Origin of the sequence: Peribacillus aracenensis (genome assembly GCF_025175645.1) — a bacterium.
In the GTDB taxonomy this organism is placed as follows: Bacteria; Bacillota; Bacilli; order Bacillales; family DSM-1321; genus Peribacillus; species Peribacillus aracenensis.
Genome location: NZ_JANZMJ010000040.1, coordinates 1 through 17,824, shown reverse-complemented (window position 1 = coordinate 17,824; position 17,824 = coordinate 1). Strand labels below are relative to the sequence as shown.

26 protein-coding genes and 1 pseudogene are annotated in these 17,824 nt (G+C 41.4%); 26 read left to right on the top strand and 1 reads right to left on the bottom strand.

Translation table 11 applies throughout. From position 1 onward, the window contains the following. Positions 1-437: 437 nt before the first annotated feature. The 5 genes from N0M92_RS25770 to N0M92_RS25750 all read left to right on the top strand — a co-directional run bounded on the left by N0M92_RS25770 (position 438) and on the right by N0M92_RS25750 (position 1,866). Positions 438-617: a DUF3954 domain-containing protein gene (locus N0M92_RS25770; protein WP_260288476.1), complete on the top strand. Its 180-nt coding sequence runs from the start codon at positions 438-440 to the stop codon at positions 615-617. After that, positions 614-925 carry a hypothetical protein gene (locus N0M92_RS25765; RefSeq protein WP_260288475.1) on the top strand — a complete coding sequence of 104 codons (312 nt, stop codon included), beginning with the start codon at positions 614-616 and terminating at the stop codon, positions 923-925. The genes N0M92_RS25770 and N0M92_RS25765 overlap by 4 nt, the downstream gene beginning before the upstream one ends. Positions 926-1,149: 224 nt before the next feature. Then, positions 1,150-1,287, top strand: coding sequence for a hypothetical protein (locus N0M92_RS25760; RefSeq protein WP_260288474.1), 138 nt, complete (start codon positions 1,150-1,152; stop codon positions 1,285-1,287). Positions 1,288-1,374: 87 nt separating this feature from the next. Further along, positions 1,375-1,659, top strand: a complete 285-nt coding sequence (locus N0M92_RS25755; protein WP_260288473.1) for a hypothetical protein — start codon at positions 1,375-1,377, stop codon at positions 1,657-1,659. 15 nt (positions 1,660-1,674) lie between these two features. Further along, positions 1,675-1,866 carry a hypothetical protein gene (locus N0M92_RS25750; protein ID WP_260288472.1) on the top strand — a complete coding sequence of 64 codons (192 nt, stop codon included), beginning with the start codon at positions 1,675-1,677 and terminating at the stop codon, positions 1,864-1,866. Positions 1,867-2,143: 277 nt separating this feature from the next. On the opposite strand, the gene N0M92_RS25745 is transcribed toward N0M92_RS25750, so the two are convergent. Beyond that, positions 2,144-2,953, bottom strand: a complete 810-nt coding sequence (locus N0M92_RS25745) for a DUF3800 domain-containing protein (RefSeq protein ID WP_260288471.1) — start codon at positions 2,951-2,953, stop codon at positions 2,144-2,146. 160 nt (positions 2,954-3,113) lie between these two features. Between N0M92_RS25745 and N0M92_RS25740 the strand changes: the two genes are divergently transcribed. The 21 genes and pseudogenes from N0M92_RS25740 to N0M92_RS29540 form a co-directional block, all read left to right on the top strand. Beyond that, positions 3,114-3,359: a hypothetical protein gene (locus tag N0M92_RS25740; protein ID WP_260288470.1), complete on the top strand. Its 246-nt coding sequence runs from the start codon at positions 3,114-3,116 to the stop codon at positions 3,357-3,359. Positions 3,360-3,378: 19 nt separating this feature from the next. Then, the gene (locus N0M92_RS25735) at positions 3,379-3,555 is read left to right on the top strand and encodes a hypothetical protein (protein WP_260288469.1); all 177 of its coding nucleotides are present in this window, start codon (positions 3,379-3,381) and stop codon (positions 3,553-3,555) included. A gap of 84 nt (positions 3,556-3,639) precedes the next feature. Beyond that, the gene (locus N0M92_RS25730) at positions 3,640-3,840 is read left to right on the top strand and encodes a hypothetical protein (RefSeq protein WP_260288468.1); all 201 of its coding nucleotides are present in this window, start codon (positions 3,640-3,642) and stop codon (positions 3,838-3,840) included. Between the two features lie 104 nt (positions 3,841-3,944). Then, positions 3,945-4,106 carry a hypothetical protein gene (locus N0M92_RS25725; protein WP_260288467.1) on the top strand — a complete coding sequence of 54 codons (162 nt, stop codon included), beginning with the start codon at positions 3,945-3,947 and terminating at the stop codon, positions 4,104-4,106. A 66-nt stretch (positions 4,107-4,172) separates the two neighbouring features. Continuing rightward, entirely contained in the window at positions 4,173-4,793 is a 621-nt protein-coding gene (locus N0M92_RS25720; RefSeq protein ID WP_260288466.1) for a sigma factor-like helix-turn-helix DNA-binding protein, read from the top strand. Further along, positions 4,793-5,350 (top strand): site-specific integrase, encoded by a 558-nt coding sequence (locus tag N0M92_RS25715; RefSeq protein ID WP_260288465.1) that lies wholly within the window; start codon positions 4,793-4,795, stop codon positions 5,348-5,350. Before N0M92_RS25720 ends, N0M92_RS25715 begins: the two co-directional genes overlap by 1 nt. A gap of 147 nt (positions 5,351-5,497) precedes the next feature. After that, entirely contained in the window at positions 5,498-6,928 is a 1,431-nt protein-coding gene (locus tag N0M92_RS25710; RefSeq protein WP_260288464.1) for a competence protein CoiA, read from the top strand. A gap of 517 nt (positions 6,929-7,445) precedes the next feature. Continuing rightward, the gene (locus N0M92_RS25705; RefSeq protein ID WP_260288463.1) at positions 7,446-8,003 is read left to right on the top strand and encodes a type IV toxin-antitoxin system AbiEi family antitoxin domain-containing protein; all 558 of its coding nucleotides are present in this window, start codon (positions 7,446-7,448) and stop codon (positions 8,001-8,003) included. A 3-nt stretch (positions 8,004-8,006) separates the two neighbouring features. Beyond that, complete coding sequence (locus N0M92_RS25700; protein ID WP_260288462.1) at positions 8,007-9,797, top strand: phage terminase large subunit family protein; 1,791 nt, start codon at positions 8,007-8,009, stop codon at positions 9,795-9,797. Then, the gene (locus tag N0M92_RS25695) at positions 9,798-10,019 is read left to right on the top strand and encodes a DUF6148 family protein (RefSeq protein ID WP_260288461.1); all 222 of its coding nucleotides are present in this window, start codon (positions 9,798-9,800) and stop codon (positions 10,017-10,019) included. Between the two features lie 20 nt (positions 10,020-10,039). After that, positions 10,040-11,644: a phage portal protein gene (locus N0M92_RS25690; RefSeq protein WP_260288460.1), complete on the top strand. Its 1,605-nt coding sequence runs from the start codon at positions 10,040-10,042 to the stop codon at positions 11,642-11,644. After that, positions 11,641-12,375, top strand: a pseudogene (locus N0M92_RS25685) (head maturation protease, ClpP-related); the annotation flags it as partial. The gene N0M92_RS25690 and the pseudogene N0M92_RS25685, both read left to right, overlap by 4 nt. A gap of 320 nt (positions 12,376-12,695) precedes the next feature. Beyond that, positions 12,696-13,076, top strand: a complete 381-nt coding sequence (locus tag N0M92_RS25680; protein WP_260288458.1) for a head decoration protein — start codon at positions 12,696-12,698, stop codon at positions 13,074-13,076. A 14-nt stretch (positions 13,077-13,090) separates the two neighbouring features. After that, entirely contained in the window at positions 13,091-14,137 is a 1,047-nt protein-coding gene (locus N0M92_RS25675; protein WP_260288457.1) for a major capsid protein, read from the top strand. After that, entirely contained in the window at positions 14,137-14,505 is a 369-nt protein-coding gene (locus tag N0M92_RS25670; RefSeq protein WP_260288456.1) for a hypothetical protein, read from the top strand. The genes N0M92_RS25675 and N0M92_RS25670 overlap by 1 nt, the downstream gene beginning before the upstream one ends. Position 14,506: 1 nt before the next feature. Beyond that, positions 14,507-14,827 (top strand): hypothetical protein, encoded by a 321-nt coding sequence (locus N0M92_RS25665; RefSeq protein ID WP_260288455.1) that lies wholly within the window; start codon positions 14,507-14,509, stop codon positions 14,825-14,827. Next, positions 14,824-15,396, top strand: coding sequence for a phage tail protein (locus tag N0M92_RS25660; protein WP_260288454.1), 573 nt, complete (start codon positions 14,824-14,826; stop codon positions 15,394-15,396). Before N0M92_RS25665 ends, N0M92_RS25660 begins: the two co-directional genes overlap by 4 nt. Next, positions 15,393-15,860: a hypothetical protein gene (locus N0M92_RS25655; RefSeq protein WP_260288453.1), complete on the top strand. Its 468-nt coding sequence runs from the start codon at positions 15,393-15,395 to the stop codon at positions 15,858-15,860. The genes N0M92_RS25660 and N0M92_RS25655 overlap by 4 nt, the downstream gene beginning before the upstream one ends. Further along, positions 15,857-16,195, top strand: coding sequence for a hypothetical protein (locus N0M92_RS25650; RefSeq protein WP_260288452.1), 339 nt, complete (start codon positions 15,857-15,859; stop codon positions 16,193-16,195). The genes N0M92_RS25655 and N0M92_RS25650 overlap by 4 nt, the downstream gene beginning before the upstream one ends. Then, positions 16,195-17,652, top strand: coding sequence for a phage tail sheath family protein (locus N0M92_RS25645; protein WP_260288451.1), 1,458 nt, complete (start codon positions 16,195-16,197; stop codon positions 17,650-17,652). The genes N0M92_RS25650 and N0M92_RS25645 overlap by 1 nt, the downstream gene beginning before the upstream one ends. A gap of 2 nt (positions 17,653-17,654) precedes the next feature. Further along, the coding region (locus N0M92_RS29540; protein WP_397443927.1) for a phage major tail tube protein at positions 17,655-17,824 on the top strand (170 nt) is incomplete at its 3' end.

The window sequence follows — 17,824 nt, the reverse complement described above, 5'->3', positions numbered from 1 at the left end:
ATTGAAAGGTAGAGTGAATATGCAATTAGATTGGAGTAAAGCAACTACTGAACAGCTATTTACAATCATGAGATATGAGGATTGTTCCGACTCCTATAAAGTTAGAGCCCAAGAAGAAGTAACAAGGAGGATTGCTGAATTTGTATGAATTCAAAGAGCTGCTCGAGGAGCAACAGAAACATGAAAGGCAAGAAAAGTCAGTGTTCCTGCTGTGGGAAGTTATTTGTGATTAAAGAGGAAGCAAGGGTCCTGTTTTGTACCAAGCGATGTGAAAAGTCGCATGACTTATTTAAATGGAGGAAAGCCGAATGAAAAACTTGGGACAGTTGGCCTTCCAAAAGAAAATCATCAAAGAAGAATATGTTACCGAAAAGGACATTATTCATCGAGTGGAAGAGTTAAAAAAACTAAAGAAAAAATAACAGGAGTGGTCGCGAGTGGAAGCAAGAATTAATTTAGAAGAAGATAAAATTTACATCGTCAGAGATCAAGAAATTACAGAAGTAAGTGCTCCACCTTCCGGACATGGAACGCATTCTTGCATTTGGATTAACGGAAAAGTAGACCGTGTGGAAAATAAATTCACAACCAAAGTGAAGAAGGAGAAAACGCAATGATAATAACCATTATCTTTCTACTTATTTGGACCCTGCTACTCATTATAGAAATCCGATATTTAAAGCAGCAAAAGGCACTGAAAAAGAACTTGGAATTAGTGTTGGGAAAAATGCAGCATGGGGTTGATCTTTACCACAGGAAATCGCAGCTCGCTGGATTCACTTTGAAAAAGGCGCACCTATTGTCGGAAGACCTGAAAAAAGAACAACTAAAAATCAAAGAAACAAATCAATTCATGAATAAGGCCGTGAAAGAAAAAGTCAATAAGAAAAAGATCCGTGGAAAAAGAAGACGAAAAACAGCGTAATTTATACAGGTTTTTATTCAGTCCTTGAAAATTTCACTGGCACCCTGAAAGTTGAGAAAGTGAGGCGTACCAGTGATTTTCAATGAGTGCATAAAAGTCTATAAAAAATGATAAAACACAAATCTTGATATAACAACATTTATGCATCAGAAGAACTGCCGCAAATGTCAATTATGTAAACTAGTTTTGTATATGCATGTATGACGTATTCATAAGGAGGGCCTATGACAAAAAGTAAAAATCCAGTGATCAAAAAGGCCAGAGAAGAAGGAATCAAAATCGGGATGAAAATTGGCCAGAAAAAACCTTTTTATTCTTCTTTGAATTTCTGGAAGAGAATTTGGATAATGTCCCTGGAATAGGCCCGACTCGAAAGCAGCATGTCATTGATTACTTTTTAAAGAATTTTGGAATTGAGAATACCCAAGAAAAATAAAGGAGTGAATCGAATGGCAGCTGTACTGGAATACACCAATAAAACAGGTTACAGAAATCAAAGAGCATGGAAGCCAAGTGATGAAAGAAGGTTCACGGCATTAATCAAATGCTATGTTCAATCCCCAGGTAAAAAAGAACTCCAAGTGATTGAAAAACCTTCTACCAGACCAGCAACTTTTGAAGAGTGCTGCAAGTTTGCCGGGAACTTAAAAAAGCAATACGGGGATACTTTGAAACAATTGATTGTATGGGACCTGGATGAATTGAATGCAAATACAAATTGGTACCAGCATTAAAGGAGGTTATTTGAAATGGAATGGTATGAAGGATTGAATGAGCAGCAGCGTTTAGATGTATTGGGCTTTACATTAGGATACTTAGATTCCACGGTTAAAGGTCCTTGTGAAAATAAAGCTGATTCTTATGTGAAAGAGTACGCTATTAGATTATTAGGTCACTTAAAAAAGCAGGTTGGAGATAAAAGAAATGACAAGAACATTTAAGACGATTTACGCGGTATATAAAGGTGGTTTATTAATACATTCGAAAAAGCTTGAAATGGGGTGGTAAATAATTGGTGCCTATGAGTCTCAGAAAGAGCATGAGATATAGAAGTTAGAAGTGTATCAGAAGGGGTGTTTCAAAAAAATCAAAAAGAAAAGGAGCCCGCGCAGTCGCAGTCCCCTTATCTACTTATAGTATACCCAATTGCACGTACGCTGTAAACAAAAGTTATTACATTTTTGTTTCACTTTTTATGACATTTTTCGATACTCATTTTTATTCACTACTCTGGTCTTGTTCACACTTACGCTCAATCTCTTCAATAAGTGAACTGCTAATACGGCTCGGAAATGTCTTAATACCGTATCCAATTGGTGAACGATTTCTAGGATTTTTATAGATCTTATTGTAGAAGACTGGAACGGATGGATGGCATTCTCCCTTAAGGTAAGTTCTAGCGAAAGGATACAAGCATAGGTCAACAATTTGATGACCTGTTTCGTTTTCATCCTTCCTAACAAAATCCAAACTGGAGATGAATTCTAATTCTGCAGAACTTACAAATCCTGTACCAGCATTTTTGTAGTATTCAAATGTTTTGAGAAGCCTGGCATTCTCAGCATGATCCCTGCTCTCAGCAATAAACCGACATGTAGCATGAGGATATTTCTTCTTGATGAGAAAATAGCTTCTTTCCATTATGAAGGATAAAGTCAGATCATAAGGGTTGTCTGGATCCACATATTGCTCTGAATGTTTAAGCTTGTCTACTAAAGACATAACGAAATAAAACGGAGATTCCTTCATTGCAGAATTAAGGTCATTGAAGAATCTTTCCCGAGTGTCAGAGTTTAATAGGATATTGAAATCTTTTCTTCTACGTCTTATGTCTGTGGAGTGTAGTAAGACATGCCTTTTATGAAAATATCTGTATTTCAAGTCATCAAAGATGGGATTTATTTGTTTGACATAATCATCATATCTACAAAATAAAGCACCTAGACCGAATATAGGATATTCTTTATCGATGTGCCGTAAACTGTGATCTCCGGTTTCATCTAAAAACACAACAAATTCTTCATTCAATAGGCTCGTCTCCTCATTTACTGTTATATGGAAAATTATAAGGGGTAGCCTATTCGATTTTCAAGGTTTGAACAAAATAAAGATTCTTTAAGGGCGCCAGTTCCGCAAATGCGGATTTACAGCGCTAAATCTTTTGAGACAAGTAAAGGGAGGAATCACTTTGTTACAAGGTGTATGTGTAGATCCTGGACAAACTAATGTGCTTAACAAGGAAGCATCCTATTTTTTATTCCCAGCAGGAAATTCGCATTATTTCGTATCGAAATTCCCTAATAAGAAATCGCATCGAGGATGCTTTGAATCCAATCGATTTCAATTAATGAATCCTCCAGAGCCAGAAAAACATTCGACAATAGAATCGGAACTGAAAATCCCAGAATATGAGCAACTCTCATTATTATTCTAGTTAAAAGGTGGAGAAGATGATGAGTCAAGTGATCGTGTCGTACATGACGGAAAAAGAACGCCTGGCTTATATAGCAAAAAATCCAATAAACCTAAGAAAAAAGACTACAAAAGATTATCGATGGAGAAGCGAAAAAGGAGCAGCTGCAACCAAAGCAAACGCGGCAGCCAAACATGAGAGATTACTAGAAAAGTAGTGTTGCTACGGCGCTCTGTAGCGAAATTAGAATCAAATTTACGTATAACTACCCATTAAATGCAACTGAGGAGGATATAAAAACATGGTCATCATTAAACAAATTCAATTAGAGAGTAAAGAGGTCGAAGAAGCCATTTCCCAGTATTTAAAAAATGAGGGATTCAAGGCCGTTTCATTTAAATTCAAAACCAAGCCCAATATGCTGGGGAATGCACAAGTGTTGAGTTATCCCATCATGGCATCCATTGAGGTGGAAGATATTCAAGATCCTAAAACTACATAAATTGTCTGGCCAAAAAATCTGGAGGACATCGATTTGAGTGACGGAACCCATTCCGTTTCCCACATCGATGTCCTTTTTTTATTACCTAAAAGGAGGAAGTACAAATGAAATCACAACCAAAACCACAAAGAAAGATGGTTTACAAAATGAAATGGTCCGTTAATCCCCATCGCAAGGATAAACGGACAGGCGCCATCAGTCCTGTACCCATGAGCCCATATACCAAATACGCATTTGAAGAAATTGAACGTCAATTCAGGCGGTAACTTTCCATGAAAATCAAAGAGAATCGATTGTTTGCTACTAAGAATTAAATCTGGGGGGGACCTGTTTTGGACTCACACGAGTATGTGGAAACAAACAATGTGGAAGAATTGCTGAAACAGTACGAAAAGTCGTTAGCTGACACGAAGAAAACGTTAAAAAATTTAGAAGAAGAAATCCAAATCTATTCCGTCATTTATGAAGATAAGGACACTGAGGAGAACGTAAAGGCGTGGGCGAGGGAAATGGCTGCCCCATTCCTTGAAGATAAAGAGGTCGTGGCCAGTTGGAAACGGAACCTGGAATATTGCATGACCTGGATGAAAACAGGTCACCGCCCTGGACTGAAGCGAGGAATCGAACGAAGGGCTGCCTATCAAAACGAAAAGCCGGTGGATCCTTTATTGATGCAACGTTATTTCCGTAGCTCTACGAATCCCTATGATTGGGACCAGGAAGAAAAGGAATATGTAATCACCCCGACTGAACAGATCATTTTGAATGAAGCATTGGCCGTGTTATCGGAAAAGGAACGGGAAGTCTATATACTGTCCAGAGGGAATGGACACTCTCAATATAAGGTGGCTGAGATGATGAATCTTTCCCGCAGTAGCATCAAAACGATGTTGAGCCGGGCAGATAAGAAGATTGCCAGCATCATGCGGAAATATAAAGAAGGTGAGAGCTGATGGAGTATGTTCAACCCATACGGGATATGGAGATGGTCGAGACCATCCAGACCTACTTGAAGGAAAGGAATGAACGGGATTATGTAATGTTCATGGTGGGCATCACGACGGGCCTTCGGATATCCGACATCCTGCAGTTGAAGGTGGGCGATGTGCAAGGTACACACATCCGGAGAAAGGAAATCAAGACAGGTAAGGGAAGGCGGACCCCCATCTCTCCCGAACTTCGGAAAGCATTGGCTCCATATATCAAGGGTAAGCCAGAGGATGAATGGTTATTCCTTAGCCGGCAAAAGGGACGGGAAGGAAACATCAAACCGATTGACCGCAGCACCGCCTATCGAATCATAAAGGATGCCGCACGCAAGGCTGGGTTCCGGGATAACTGCGGGACGCATACGATGCGGAAGACCTTTGGATACATGCATTATAAGAAGTGGGGAAATGTTGCTGCACTTCAGAAAATCTTCAATCACGATACGGAACTTGTCACCTTCGCTTACATTGGACTCGAAGATGACTTCCTGGATAAAACGATCATGGGACTTTACCGATAATCCCATTCGTTTTATCCTTTTTTATGTTGTCATGAATGGGTAAGAAGGAGGATAATGCATAGTTTTTGTCTAACTAAGAGAGAGGATATTAACAAAAAAAGTTTTTCATGGATATAATTTCAACATCAAAAGGAAAAAGGTGATCGAATGATAAGGTGTATTACAAGTGAAAAAGAAACGCTCATTGCATCAAATTGTGAAGTAGACAGCACAAAGAAGCTATCTAAAGAAAAAAAACTTCAATGCCCAAACTGCCAAAGCACCGTCATTTTTAAACCCGGAAACGTATATAGATCACATTTCGCGCATTTTAATTCGGAATGTGTCGTTACCAATTATGAACCTGAAACACCCTCACATCATAAAGGAAAGAAAATTTTGATTGAGTGGATAAGAAAGAATTATCCGGATGCAGAAGTTGAATATGAAGTATATATACCGGAAACGAAGCAAATAGCAGATGTTTTTGTCATCCATACGGGGGAAGGAATGGAAGGCATACGTTGGGCATTTGAGTTTCAGCACAGTCCACTTTCACCTACAGATTGGGAAGGCAGGCATGAACTTTATCAATCGGAAGGCATACAGGATTTTTGGATCCTAGATAAAGCGAAATATATGAAATTCTCTAAAGCCCAGGGGATTACTGATGCCCGCCTTAGAAATGAATTAGAGAAAGCTATATATAACGAAACAGGCCTTTGCTATTTCTTGGACTTGGAAACATCCGAGCTGACCATTGATTTTGATTTTATCACGTCTTATGAGACTAGGAATGTAAGGGGAATAGATCGGAGAACTGAATATACGTATCATAGCCCTATCCAACATTCGATTCATTTGGATCAAGTCAGAATCAGAATGAATGAGGAATTTAAGAATGGGGTATTGATTTATCCTGGAATAGAAAGCCGTATGGAACCCAGGTTATCCTATATTATAAGAAAGCTTAGGAGGGAAAAGGAACGACAAGAGGAATTAGAGCTACAAGAAAAAGCTCTGGAAAAGAAGACGTTTGCGGAGATGGAATATGGAAAAGAAAAAACAGATGTGATTTGGAAATTCATGAAGACAAACAAAGAGGCTTTTACGGAGGATGTACGATTTTTACAACCCCAGACTTTCTTTGAGAAATATCACGAACTGATTGAAAGACTTCTGTTGGATATCCATGAATTGAACATCATAAAAGCTAGTGAGGACTTCACGAAGAAGATACTCGCAAGCCTCATTTTTGAATCTGAGCTTTATGAGCTGACGTTATTAAATGAGCAGGGTATCCTTTCATTAGAAGAATATGTGATGGCGATCCATCAAGAGACGGTGTCCTTGGTTACATACGTCTATGAAACATATAAGGAAGAATTAGAAAAGCTCGCATCAATGCATCCCAAGCATATAGAACGAGAATTAGGGAAGATTAACTACTCCTTAACGGTATGGGAAAGCAATCCCACAGCTGTTGATTATGCGCTTAAGTATCGCCGTCTTGAAACGGTAGGAGAAGCAGATGAGTGTATGAAACAAATTAGGGATAAGATTATTAATTATAATCCTTTTGCTGGTGACGGTTGGTAAACCTTTACGAAACTATTTATAATCATTGCATCCCTTGGTGGATGCTTTTTTTATGGGGAAAGAGAGGGAATGGCAAACAATCATTTCGTTTTAACCTCTTAAACCCCTTTTGCCCCTCCGGTGCAACATAATCGGAAGATTGTGCACTAAAAGTATAAATGTTTAATAAATCCTTATGTATCAAGGGATGAAGAGGGCAAAACGACTGCACCAGAATTCTAAGATATGATGTACTGAATGAGATTTGTCACCCACTTGCCACCTAAGAGTGAGAAGAAGTTTTTCTGAAACATTACAAATACATACGAAGAAGTGGCGCGAAGCCTTGGTGTCATTAGGTTTCACTAAACTTTTTAAAAAATAAAAACCTGACAGAAAAATTTGGGTCCTCCGGGAGATTTTTTCTTCCTACGGGTGCATACGACCCCAAAAAGCGTCCAGTTTCTGGGCGCAAAAGGTGATTTCGTTTTCCGAAGCGAAAATCTTGGGAAATAATTTGGGAGGAGGGAATGGACCCTTGGTACATCAACTTTTTAAGGATGATTCCTATATCATCACGACCCAGCAAATAAGCGAAATACTCGGGATGACACCCCGAAATATTCAGCTATTAACGGCGAAAGGGGCGCTGGTGAAAGTCGGTCATGGGAAATATGATCTTCGTCGTTCGATTAAACAATATATCGAATCTATGGTGGAAAAAGCCGGTCCGGCAGAGGGAGAACTGGACGGCGGGCGAGAAATGGCCCTTTGGACAAAAGCCAGAAGAGAGAAAACGGAACTAGAAGTGAAAATCATTAAAGGCGAGCTTCATCGGTCGGGGGATGTCGAACGGGTCATGAATGACATGTTAGGTGCCTTTCGGGCCCGGCTTCTTTCCCTTCCTTCCAAAATGGCGCCGCAAGTGTTAGGGAAAACGGAGATTCCGGTCATCAAGGAACAGTTAAAAGAGGCGGTCTTTGAAGCGATGAACGAACTGGCCGATTATGATCCTCTCGTTTTTTATGATACAAGCAACGACCGAATGTTCTTGGAATCCAAAGAGGAAGAGGACGCGCCGGAAATGGATGTGTAAGTCATGGGGGCATCAGAAAACAGAGACACCTTTTCTTTATTTAAGAGAATAGCCAAAGAAACCATGGCCCCACCCCCTGATTTGACCGTTTCCGAGTGGGCGGATTCCTATCGGCGCCTTTCCAGTGAATCTTCTGCCGAGCCGGGTCAATGGAGAACGGATCGGGCTCCTTATCAGCGCGAAATTTTAGACAGCATCACCGACCCCAATTATGAGGATATCGTGATCATGGCGAGCGCCCAGGTGGGAAAGAGTGAAATCGTCTTGAATGCGGTCGGGTATCACATTGATTTCGACCCAGCACCGATCTTGATCATCCAGCCGACCGAGCAAAAGGCGAAAGATTTTTCGAAGGAACGGTTGGCCCCGATGCTTCGGGATTCCCCGGCCCTTCGGAATAAAGTCGCCGATAGTAAATCGAGGGATGGCGGGAATACGACACTGCAAAAGAGTTTCCCCGGTGGATATGTGGCCCTCGGCGGGGCGAATGCCCCGTCTGGCCTTGCTTCCCGTCCCATCCGGATTTTACTGGCTGATGAAATCGACCGGTTCCCTGTTTCAGCGGGTTCGGAGGGAGATCCGTTAGACCTGGCGGAAAAACGGACGAACAATTTCTACAACCGGAAGAAAATCAAGGTGTCGACTCCCACCAATAAAGGGTCATCCCGGATTGAAGCCGAGTTCAACCTGAGCACGAAAGAATATTACCACCTTCCTTGCCCGTCTTGCGGAGTCTATCAACCTCTGAAATGGGCGCAAATTTCCTTTGAATCGGAATGTCATGCCTGCCGGGAATGTGGCGCCATTCATAATGAGTATGAATGGAAAGACCAAAAGGGAAAATGGGTGGCTGAGCAACCGGATTCCTCCATCCGAGGCTTTCATTTGAATGAGCTATTGAGTCCATGGCGGAAATGGAAAGAGATCATCGCTGCCTTTAAGAAAGCCAAAATAAAAGGGCCGGAAGCCATGAAAGTGTGGGTGAATACGTCTCTCGGTGAATCATGGGAAGAAGAAGGCGAACAATTGGACGATACGGATTTATTCAACCGCCGGGAAGTCTATGAAAGTGACATTCCGGAAGACGTCAAAATCTTGACGGCTGCCGTCGATGTTCAGGATGACCGGTTTGAAATCGAAGTGATTGGGTGGGGCGCCGGCAAAGAATCGTGGGGCATCGAGTACCATCAAATTTATGGGGACTTGAAACAGCAAAAGGTATGGGATGAATTGGACGAATATTTATCCCGTACCTGGGAGAAGGAAGACGGACGAAAATTTGGAATCGCCTGTACGTGTATGGATAGTGGGGGGCATTTCACCCATGAAGTCTACAAGTTTACGAGACCGAGAGAAGCACGGCGCATTTACGCCATCAAAGGGAAATCGGTTCAACAAGGGGAATATGTCCCGTTGATTGCCGGGTATAGCCGGGTGAAACCAAGCAAAACCCTTCTGGTGAATCTTGGGGTCAATGATGGGAAATCTCGTGTCATGTCAAACCTTCAATTGACGAATTTCGGGCCGAACTATTGTCATTTTCCTAACGGGCGAGGGTATGGACCCAAATATTTCGAAGGGTTAACGGCCGAGCGTCTGGAAACCCGGTACACAAAAGGGGTGCCTCACCAAGTCTGGAAAAAGGTTCGTGCGCGAAATGAGCCATTGGATTTACGTGTATATAATACGGCAGCCCTTGAAATTTTAAATCCGAATTTAGAAAAAGAATACGTCCTGCCACCGCCAAAGAAAAGGCGGAAGAAACGAAGAACTGCGTCGAAAGGGGTGCAATAAATGGAGGGTGTTACATTAGAACGAGCCAAGCTTCATTTGGAAGCTTGGCTTGATGCAGAGTTGGCGGTATCCACTGGCCAAAGTTACAGTTTCGGAACGAGACAGCTGACAAGAGCTAATCTTTCCGAAATCCGAAAGCAAATCACGTATTGGCAGAGCTCCATTTCTTCCTTAAGCGGAAATAGGAGACGGGCGAAGAGATATATCCCCCGTGATCTGTAAGCGTAGAAAGGAGTGAATGTATGAATCCGATTGATCGAATGGTGGCTGCTGTGTCACCTGTTACGGGGCTAAAGAGAGCGGCAGCACGAAAAAGAATCCAAGTCATGAACGAAGGATATGGAAATCATGGGGCAAGTAGCAAAAAGAAAAGTCTAATGGGCTGGTTGACCCGTTCAGCTTCGGTTCTGGAAGACATTGAGCATAATGTTGAAACCCTTCGAGGTCGATCCCGTGATTTATTTATGGGATCCCCCATCGCCACGGGTTCAATCAAGACTTTACGGACAAACGTCATTGGGGCAGGTTTACGACTAAACGCGCAGATTGACTCTGATTATTTGAATATGACGTTAGAAGAGGCAGATCAATGGGAAACGCACGTTGAACGGGAATTTTCCCTGTGGGCGGATTCCGTCCATTGTGATGCACAACGGATGAATAACTTTTATGAGCTGCAACAATTAGCTTTCTTATCTTGGATGATTAGTGGAGATACTTTTGCCCTGTTACCCGTGATGCCACGTCCTGGCATGCCTTATGATATACGCGTTCAAATTGTGGAGGCCGACCGGATTTGTAATCCAAATCTGGGGAGTGCTTCATTGGATACGAAGATCGTAAATGGAGTCGAGATTAATCAAGTAGGTGAAATCGTCGCCTATCACATCGCCCAGGAGCATCCGCATTCTTCGTCGATGAGCGGAAACAAGTGGATGAAAGTTGAAAAGTTCGGAAGTAAGACTGGACGGCCAAATATTATTCACCTAATGGAATCCGAAAGACCTGAACAACGTAGAGGGGTTCCGGTATTGGCACCTGTTATGGAAAGTTTGAAGCAACTATCGCGTTATGCCGATGCCGAGTTAATGGCAGCGGTGATAAATGGGATGTATTCCGTCTTTGTCACTACCGAGAATGCGGGAAGTTCTTCTGAATTCGGCTCCATCGATCAGGAAGATTTAATCGATGAAGCCGACGAATCGTCTATTGAACTAGGGTCCGGGACGGTTCATTTTCTTGGAGAGAACGAGAAAATCCAAGAATCTAATCCTGGAAGACCGAATCCGAATTTCGATGGGTTCGTTACATCCATTTGCCGCCAAATAGGCGCAGCCCTTGAAATCCCTTATGAAATTCTACTCAAAAACTTTACCTCTTCTTATTCAGCTTCGAGGGGAGCCTTACTGGAAGCGTGGAAAATGTTTAAAATGCGTAGGGAATGGATGGCTAATGATTTTTGCCAGCCTATCTATGAAGAATTTTTAGCTGAAGGCATCGCAAAAGGGAGAATTCATGCACCCGGTTTTTTTACGAATCCAATGGCACGCAAAGCTTACTCAGGTGCTGAATGGAACGGACCTTCACAAGGCCAATTAGATCCTTTGAAGGAGGTGAATGCAGCAGAGAAACGTGTGAATAACGGATTCACGACTCGTGCACAGGAAACAGTTTCTATAGGTGGGGGAGATTGGTTCCGGAATCACCGCCTGCGCAAGGTAGAAGAAGAAATGAGGAAAGAGGCTGGATTCGTCACAGAAGCATCCAATGGAACCGCAGCTATCCTTCCGGCAAAAGAAGAGGAACAGAAAAAAGATGAAGAAGGAAAGGAGGGTGATGAGGATTGAAGATCAATGTGAAGGGTCCCATTATTTCAAGTAATGAACAATGGATATACGATTGGTTTGGTATTGAGGCAACTAGCCCAAAGAAAATTTCTGATCAATTGAGCCAGGTGAAAGGTGAAGACATTGATATTGATATTAACAGCGGTGGCGGTTCTGTATTTGATGCCTCTGAAATTTATGCCCTTTTAAAAGATTATCAAGGAAAGAAAACAGGGAAAATTCTTGGACTTGCTGCGAGCGCAGCCTCAGTTATCGCCATGGCTGCGGATACTTTGATGATGGCTCCCACGGCTCAAATCATGATTCATAACGCGTCTACCCGTTCCCAGGGAGATTACCGCGATATGGATAAGACTTCTGATTTTTTAAAGAATGTCAATCAAACCATAGCAAATGCGTATCAAATTAAAAGCGGAAAATCTCATGAGGAATTGCTGTCCATGATGGATAACGAGACTTGGTTAACGCCTCAACAAGCAATGGAACATCATTTAATAGATGAAATCATGTTTGAAGATCAAGGTGTCCAGATTGTGGCCAGTAACGACGGGGGAATGATCCCGCCTCAAGTCATCGATAGGATGAGGAAAGAACTGCAGACTTCCGGCATTCAAAATCAAGCCATCCCTGAACCAAAACCGGATGTAAGCCCTCCGGTCAATACGAAGAAAGAAGGCGAAACCATGAACATAGAGGAATTAAAAAATAATCACCCTGAATTATTCAAGCAAGTAAAAGATGAGGGAGTTGCAGAAGGAATCAATTCAGAAAACAAACGCATTCAGGCGATTGAAGACTTGCATCTTCCGGGAAATGAAGCACTGATTAATCAAGCCAAGTTTGAAACCATGGCAAGTGCCAATGAATTGGCCGTCCAAATTATCATGGCTGAAAAACAACGCGGCCAAAATTTCCTGCAAGATCGCAAGGATGATGCTGCTGCATTAAATCAATTCCAAGGCGGTGCGGCGCCAGAGCCAACAGGTAAAAATTCGGGGAAAGAAGAGGACATGCTACTTAACGTTATCGCTTCTCAAAAAGGAGGGCCTAAATGATGAACCTGGTTAATACAAATGCTGGAGAAGTTTCCTATGACGATTTATTTTATGATACGACCGTTCCAGTCAACACAAAATCGGTCAAGTTAAGTGCAGGGCAAGGTGTGCTATTAAGGGGCACTGTACTAGGCGTGATAAAAGCAAGTGGTCTGGCAGTTCCTGTGGATAGTACGAAGACGGACGGAAGTGAAGAGCCTGACTGCATATTGGCTGATGACATTGACACCGGAACCACCCAACCAACTGTTTATACGGCTTACAGTTCCGGCTTGTTCAACCGAAAAGCACTTATCGTCGGCGGCACAGACACCGTTGACCGCCATGAAAAAGAACTGCGGGCCATGGGTATTTATTTGAAAGACATAATCGGATAACGGGGGATTATAAAATGAATCTTAATTTTTATAGAACACAAACACTATTAAAGGCTACTGACAATTTACCGGTCGTCAACACATTTTTAAAAGACACATTCTTCCCGGATGGAGACACATTTCCTACGGAAGAAGTATTAATCGATGTTCGGAAAGGAAAACGCAAAATGGCTCCATTTGTTGCCCCTAGAGTTGGCGGCGTTACTGTTGCTCGTGATGGATTTAAAACGGACAAATACACTGCTCCAAAGATTGCACCACAAAGAGCACTAACGGTCGATGACCTCATGATTCGGGGATTAGGGGAAAATGTTTTCAGCAACCGCACGCCAGAACAGCGTCAAGCGGAATTTCTTGTGAAGGATCTAAAGGATCTCCAAGATATGAATGCTCGCCGAATGGAGTGGCTGGCAGCACAAGTTTTAATTTACGGGAAGGCCATCCTTAAAGGATATGTGGATTTTGAAAATAAAAACTTTGTAGAACAGGAACTTGATTATAATTTCACCAATAAAGTCTTTCTATCAGGTACAGATCAATGGGGAAAAGGCGGTGCTATCTATGACCAACTAGAAGCTTGGCAACTGAGTGTGGTGGAGGCGACCGATGAAAAACCTTCCATTGCGATTTTTGGTCGAGATGCGTTGAAGGAATTCAGAAAAGATTCGGACATTCGAGAAATGATGAACATTCGCAATATGAACTTTGGTGAAATCAAACCGGAGGTCCGAGGAAAAGGCGTGAGTTATATCGGCAGGCTTCCGGAACTTGGGCTTGATATCATTACGTATGATGCTTGGTACGTAGACGATGATGGTATCTCTAAACCTTATATTCCTAAGGACCATATTGTATTAGCGAATGAAAATTTGGGTGAGTTCTTGTATGGTGCCATCACTCAAATGGAAAGTGATGAATCTTTTAAAACCTATGAAGGGAAAAACATCCCGAAATCATGGGCAGACAATGCCAACGAAATACGCATGCTGCGTTTATCTACTCGTCCACTGCCAAGACCTAATGATGTAGATTCATGGTTAGTCGCTAAGGTGGTGGGCTAATGAGGAATATTAAAGCGGTGGCTCACATTTGGCATGATGGGGAGAAATTCAAACCAGGACAAGTAATTCCTTCTATGAATGAAGAGGTAGCAAAGCAGCTCGTAAAAGATAGAGCGGCTTTTTTTGTGGACGAAACTCCCTTTTCAATTAAAGATGAGAACCAAGATTCCAGTAAAACCACTTCTTCACTTGACGATTCCGAAGATGATTTCAAGGTATTGGATGAAGCATATACCCTGGATGAACTAAAAGAAACAGCTGCAGGTGTAGATGGTGTAGATTTTAAAGGCACGATTAGCAAAAAGGACCTGATTACATTGATTATTGAATCCGGAAAAATCGATGAATTCTTTGAGGAAACTGAGTAACATGCCGACCTTTAAGGATTACCTTTCAACGGATATTCACAATGTATTTTTCAATATCATGGAATTTGCGTCAGAAGAGTTAATCGACGGTCAACCAATGCTGGTCATGATCGATGACGAGCAGCTGCAAAAACATAATCTCAAAAGTAGTGGAGAGGGGCTTGCAATGGGTGAGCTCCTTTTTCATGCAAAAAAAGCGGACTTTACAGAAGAGCCCTTTATTGAAATGCGGCTGATGTTTAATAACAGCCTTTATGAAATCCTTTATCTAACTGAAAATGCTGGTGTATATACCATTACCTTGAAGGGGTATCATTCATGAACGATTTTTCCGTAAGTTTAGATGAACGGATGTTAAAGGACGTTCAAGATAAGTTAGGGGCCTTTTCAAAAAAGGCCCCTAACGCTATTTCTAGTTCACTAAACCGTGCCGTTACAAATGTTGCCTCCAATGTCAGTAAGGAAGTTCGAAAAGAATACAACATAAAGTCTGCAGACATTAAGAATACTTTGAGCAAAACAAGGGCTAGTCGTTCCAATTTAAGCGCAATTGTTGAATCGAGAGGGGAATTAATCCCCTTGGACAAATTCAAGGTTTCTCCTCGAACTGTACAGCCTAAGAGGAAGAAACCTATCAAAGTTGGCGTGAAAAAAGGCGGCGTAAAACCATTACTCCATTCTTTTGTTTCAGATGTCAATGGAATTAAGGTGTTTGAAAGAAAAGGAAAGGCTAGGTTACCAGTTAAAAAACTATTTGGCCCATCCATTCCTCAAATGCTAAAGAATGAGGATATTCGAAAAAATATAGACCGAGAAGGCTCTGAAACCTTCAATCGTCGTCTTGATCATGAAATTAATCGAATCCTGGATAGAGGAAGTGCTTCATCTTGATTCCAATAGACTTACAAGAAGGACTTAAAACCCGATTGGAAGCGGAATTTTCAAATAGAACTTTTAAAAATCCCAACAATCAGGACGTACCACTCAATGTTTTCGAACAGCAGTTGCCACAAAAAAAGAAAGAAGACTTAAGCTTATATCCCTACGTGATTATTCAATTAAACGAAGGAACCCAAGTTACGGATAGTTCTTCTGAAGATATAAGAATCATGTTTATCATTGGCATTTTTGATAATGACAGTTCCAATCAAGGATATCGGGAAGTAACGAGAATCATCAATCGAATTACTACCAATCTTACATTGAATCCATTGGTAAATGGCAAGTTCGAAATGAACTATCCTATAAAATGGACTATTTATGAGGAAGATGTGGCTCCATATTTTTTTGGAGGAATAGAAACAACGTGGGCAGTCTCGACTTTCTCACGACAAGATGTGGAGGAATTGATATGACCAAACCAAAAAATGTAGCTGTGAATCAAGCAATTGAATTGAAGCCATTGGAAATCAAAGAGGAAACGCTGGATACAGCACCCAAAACAGAAAATACAGAGTTGGTTATCTATATAGGCGATAGCTTAAAGAATGGGAAGCTTGAACAATTCACCGTATTTAATAACGGAATCCCTAAATTCTTAGCGGAGGATATTGAAAAATGCCCTGCTATTAACTCTTTGATTCTACCTATTTCCCAATTAGGAGAATCTAGACAGAAATTGGCCATTCAAGGAACAATGGAACATACCTTGAACAGTCAAATCACCCAATATGTAAGGAGTGAAAAATAATGGTATATGAACACGGAATTACGATTCAAGAGAATGCAACATCAGTAACACCGCCGATTCAAACCAGTTCAGGCGTTCAAGTGGTCATCGGAACTGCACCCATCCATTTGGCATTAGATCCAAATGCCGCCGTTAACAAACCAATCTTGGCTAGTACATGGGATCAAGCTGTTAAAAGCTTGGGATATAGTGAGAATTTTAAATCCTATAGCTTATGTGAATCCATGTTTGCGTCTTTCAAATTATTTCAAGTTTCACCAGTTGTCTTTATTAATGTGTTGGATCCTTCTGTACACAAGACAGCCGTGACAGATCAATCCGTTTCCTTTACTAAGGGTTCAGGCATTATCGAAGCAGAAGGCGTTCTATTAAGTTCCGTTGAATTAATAAATGAAGATGGTACAAAAACATTCGTGAAAAATACGGATTATACCCTTGCTTTTAATAAGAATAATAAGCCAGAAATATCCGTCATTCCATCGGGAGCTATTGGAGTTACGGAAAGCTTGAAAGTAAGTTTCGACAAGGTGGATCCAACAAAAGTCACCAAAGATGACATTATTGGCGGATACGACGCCGTAACAGGGAAATACAGTGGTGCAGAGCTAATTCGCCAAGTCTTCCCTATGTTTAGTTTAATTCCAGGTTTACTTTTGGCACCAGGTTGGAGTCATTTTCCGGAAATCGGCCTTATTTTAGATGCAAAAGGAAGAAAAATTAACGGGAATTTTAATTGTATGAATGTCCTGGACATTGATAGTAGTATCGTAAAAAAATACGAGGATGTTGCTGCTTGGAAAGCTAATAATTCCTATACAAGTGAAAAAAGCATCGCGTTATGGCCTAAAGTAAAGGTTGGAAATTTAATCCTATCTTACAGTGCAGTAATGGCGGCTTCTATTGCGCATATAGACGCTTCAAATGAAGACGTTCCATTTGTATCTCCTTCTAATAAACGTCTTCCCATTTCTGGAACGGTTTTAGCTGATGGTACAGAGGTTTACTTGGAACAAACACAAGCTAATTCCTTGAATGGTTCTGGTATCGTGACGGCGATAAATTGGAGCGGTTGGAGATCATGGGGAAATAATACAGCGGCATATCCAAATACAACAGATCCAAAGGATCGATTCATTGCTATCAGAAGGATGTTTGATTGGTGGGGGAATACATTTATTCAAGCTTACTTTGATCGAGTAGATGATCCCCTTAATTTCCGATTAATAGAGAGCGTCGTAGATAGTGAAAATTTAAGGGCAAACGGGTATCAAGCAAAAGGACAAATTGCCGGTGCTTCTATTGAGTTTAGCGAAGAACTTAACTCACAATCAGATATTTTAGCAGGGAAAATCACCTTTATTCAAAAAATCGCTGCCTTTACGCCTGCTGAACATATCGTTAATATTTTAGAATTTGATCCAACAATGCTAACTAACTCAATTTTCGGAGGTGAATAACCATGGGAAATCCAATTCCAGAGAAAGTGGTCAATTATAACGTTTACGATGATACAGAAAAACTAGTGGGATTAGCGGGTGAGGTGACTCTTCCTAACTTGGAAGCCATGTCTGAAACCGTATCAGGTGCTGGTATTCTAGGGGAATTTGACAGTGTGAACCCTGGACACTT

What these genes read in the sequence shown, in the direction of transcription:
- N0M92_RS25765 (WP_260288475.1), top strand. Translation starts at nt 614, where the DNA reads ATGATAATAACCATTATCTTTCTACTTATTTGGACCCTGCTACTCATT.
- N0M92_RS25760 (WP_260288474.1), top strand. Translation starts at nt 1,150, where the DNA reads ATGACAAAAAGTAAAAATCCAGTGATCAAAAAGGCCAGAGAAGAAGGA.
- N0M92_RS25755 (WP_260288473.1), top strand. Translation starts at nt 1,375, where the DNA reads ATGGCAGCTGTACTGGAATACACCAATAAAACAGGTTACAGAAATCAA.
- N0M92_RS25750 (WP_260288472.1), top strand. Translation starts at nt 1,675, where the DNA reads ATGGAATGGTATGAAGGATTGAATGAGCAGCAGCGTTTAGATGTATTG.
- N0M92_RS25735 (WP_260288469.1), top strand. Translation starts at nt 3,379, where the DNA reads ATGAGTCAAGTGATCGTGTCGTACATGACGGAAAAAGAACGCCTGGCT.
- N0M92_RS25730 (WP_260288468.1), top strand. Translation starts at nt 3,640, where the DNA reads ATGGTCATCATTAAACAAATTCAATTAGAGAGTAAAGAGGTCGAAGAA.
- N0M92_RS25725 (WP_260288467.1), top strand. Translation starts at nt 3,945, where the DNA reads ATGAAATCACAACCAAAACCACAAAGAAAGATGGTTTACAAAATGAAA.
- N0M92_RS25715 (WP_260288465.1), top strand. Translation starts at nt 4,793, where the DNA reads ATGGAGTATGTTCAACCCATACGGGATATGGAGATGGTCGAGACCATC.
- N0M92_RS25710 (WP_260288464.1), top strand. Translation starts at nt 5,498, where the DNA reads ATGATAAGGTGTATTACAAGTGAAAAAGAAACGCTCATTGCATCAAAT.
- N0M92_RS25700 (WP_260288462.1), top strand. Translation starts at nt 8,007, where the DNA reads ATGGGGGCATCAGAAAACAGAGACACCTTTTCTTTATTTAAGAGAATA.
- N0M92_RS25695 (WP_260288461.1), top strand. Translation starts at nt 9,798, where the DNA reads ATGGAGGGTGTTACATTAGAACGAGCCAAGCTTCATTTGGAAGCTTGG.
- N0M92_RS25690 (WP_260288460.1), top strand. Translation starts at nt 10,040, where the DNA reads ATGAATCCGATTGATCGAATGGTGGCTGCTGTGTCACCTGTTACGGGG.
- N0M92_RS25680 (WP_260288458.1), top strand. Translation starts at nt 12,696, where the DNA reads ATGATGAACCTGGTTAATACAAATGCTGGAGAAGTTTCCTATGACGAT.
- N0M92_RS25675 (WP_260288457.1), top strand. Translation starts at nt 13,091, where the DNA reads ATGAATCTTAATTTTTATAGAACACAAACACTATTAAAGGCTACTGAC.
- N0M92_RS25670 (WP_260288456.1), top strand. Translation starts at nt 14,137, where the DNA reads ATGAGGAATATTAAAGCGGTGGCTCACATTTGGCATGATGGGGAGAAA.
- N0M92_RS25665 (WP_260288455.1), top strand. Translation starts at nt 14,507, where the DNA reads ATGCCGACCTTTAAGGATTACCTTTCAACGGATATTCACAATGTATTT.
- N0M92_RS25660 (WP_260288454.1), top strand. Translation starts at nt 14,824, where the DNA reads ATGAACGATTTTTCCGTAAGTTTAGATGAACGGATGTTAAAGGACGTT.
- N0M92_RS25650 (WP_260288452.1), top strand. Translation starts at nt 15,857, where the DNA reads ATGACCAAACCAAAAAATGTAGCTGTGAATCAAGCAATTGAATTGAAG.
- N0M92_RS25645 (WP_260288451.1), top strand. Translation starts at nt 16,195, where the DNA reads ATGGTATATGAACACGGAATTACGATTCAAGAGAATGCAACATCAGTA.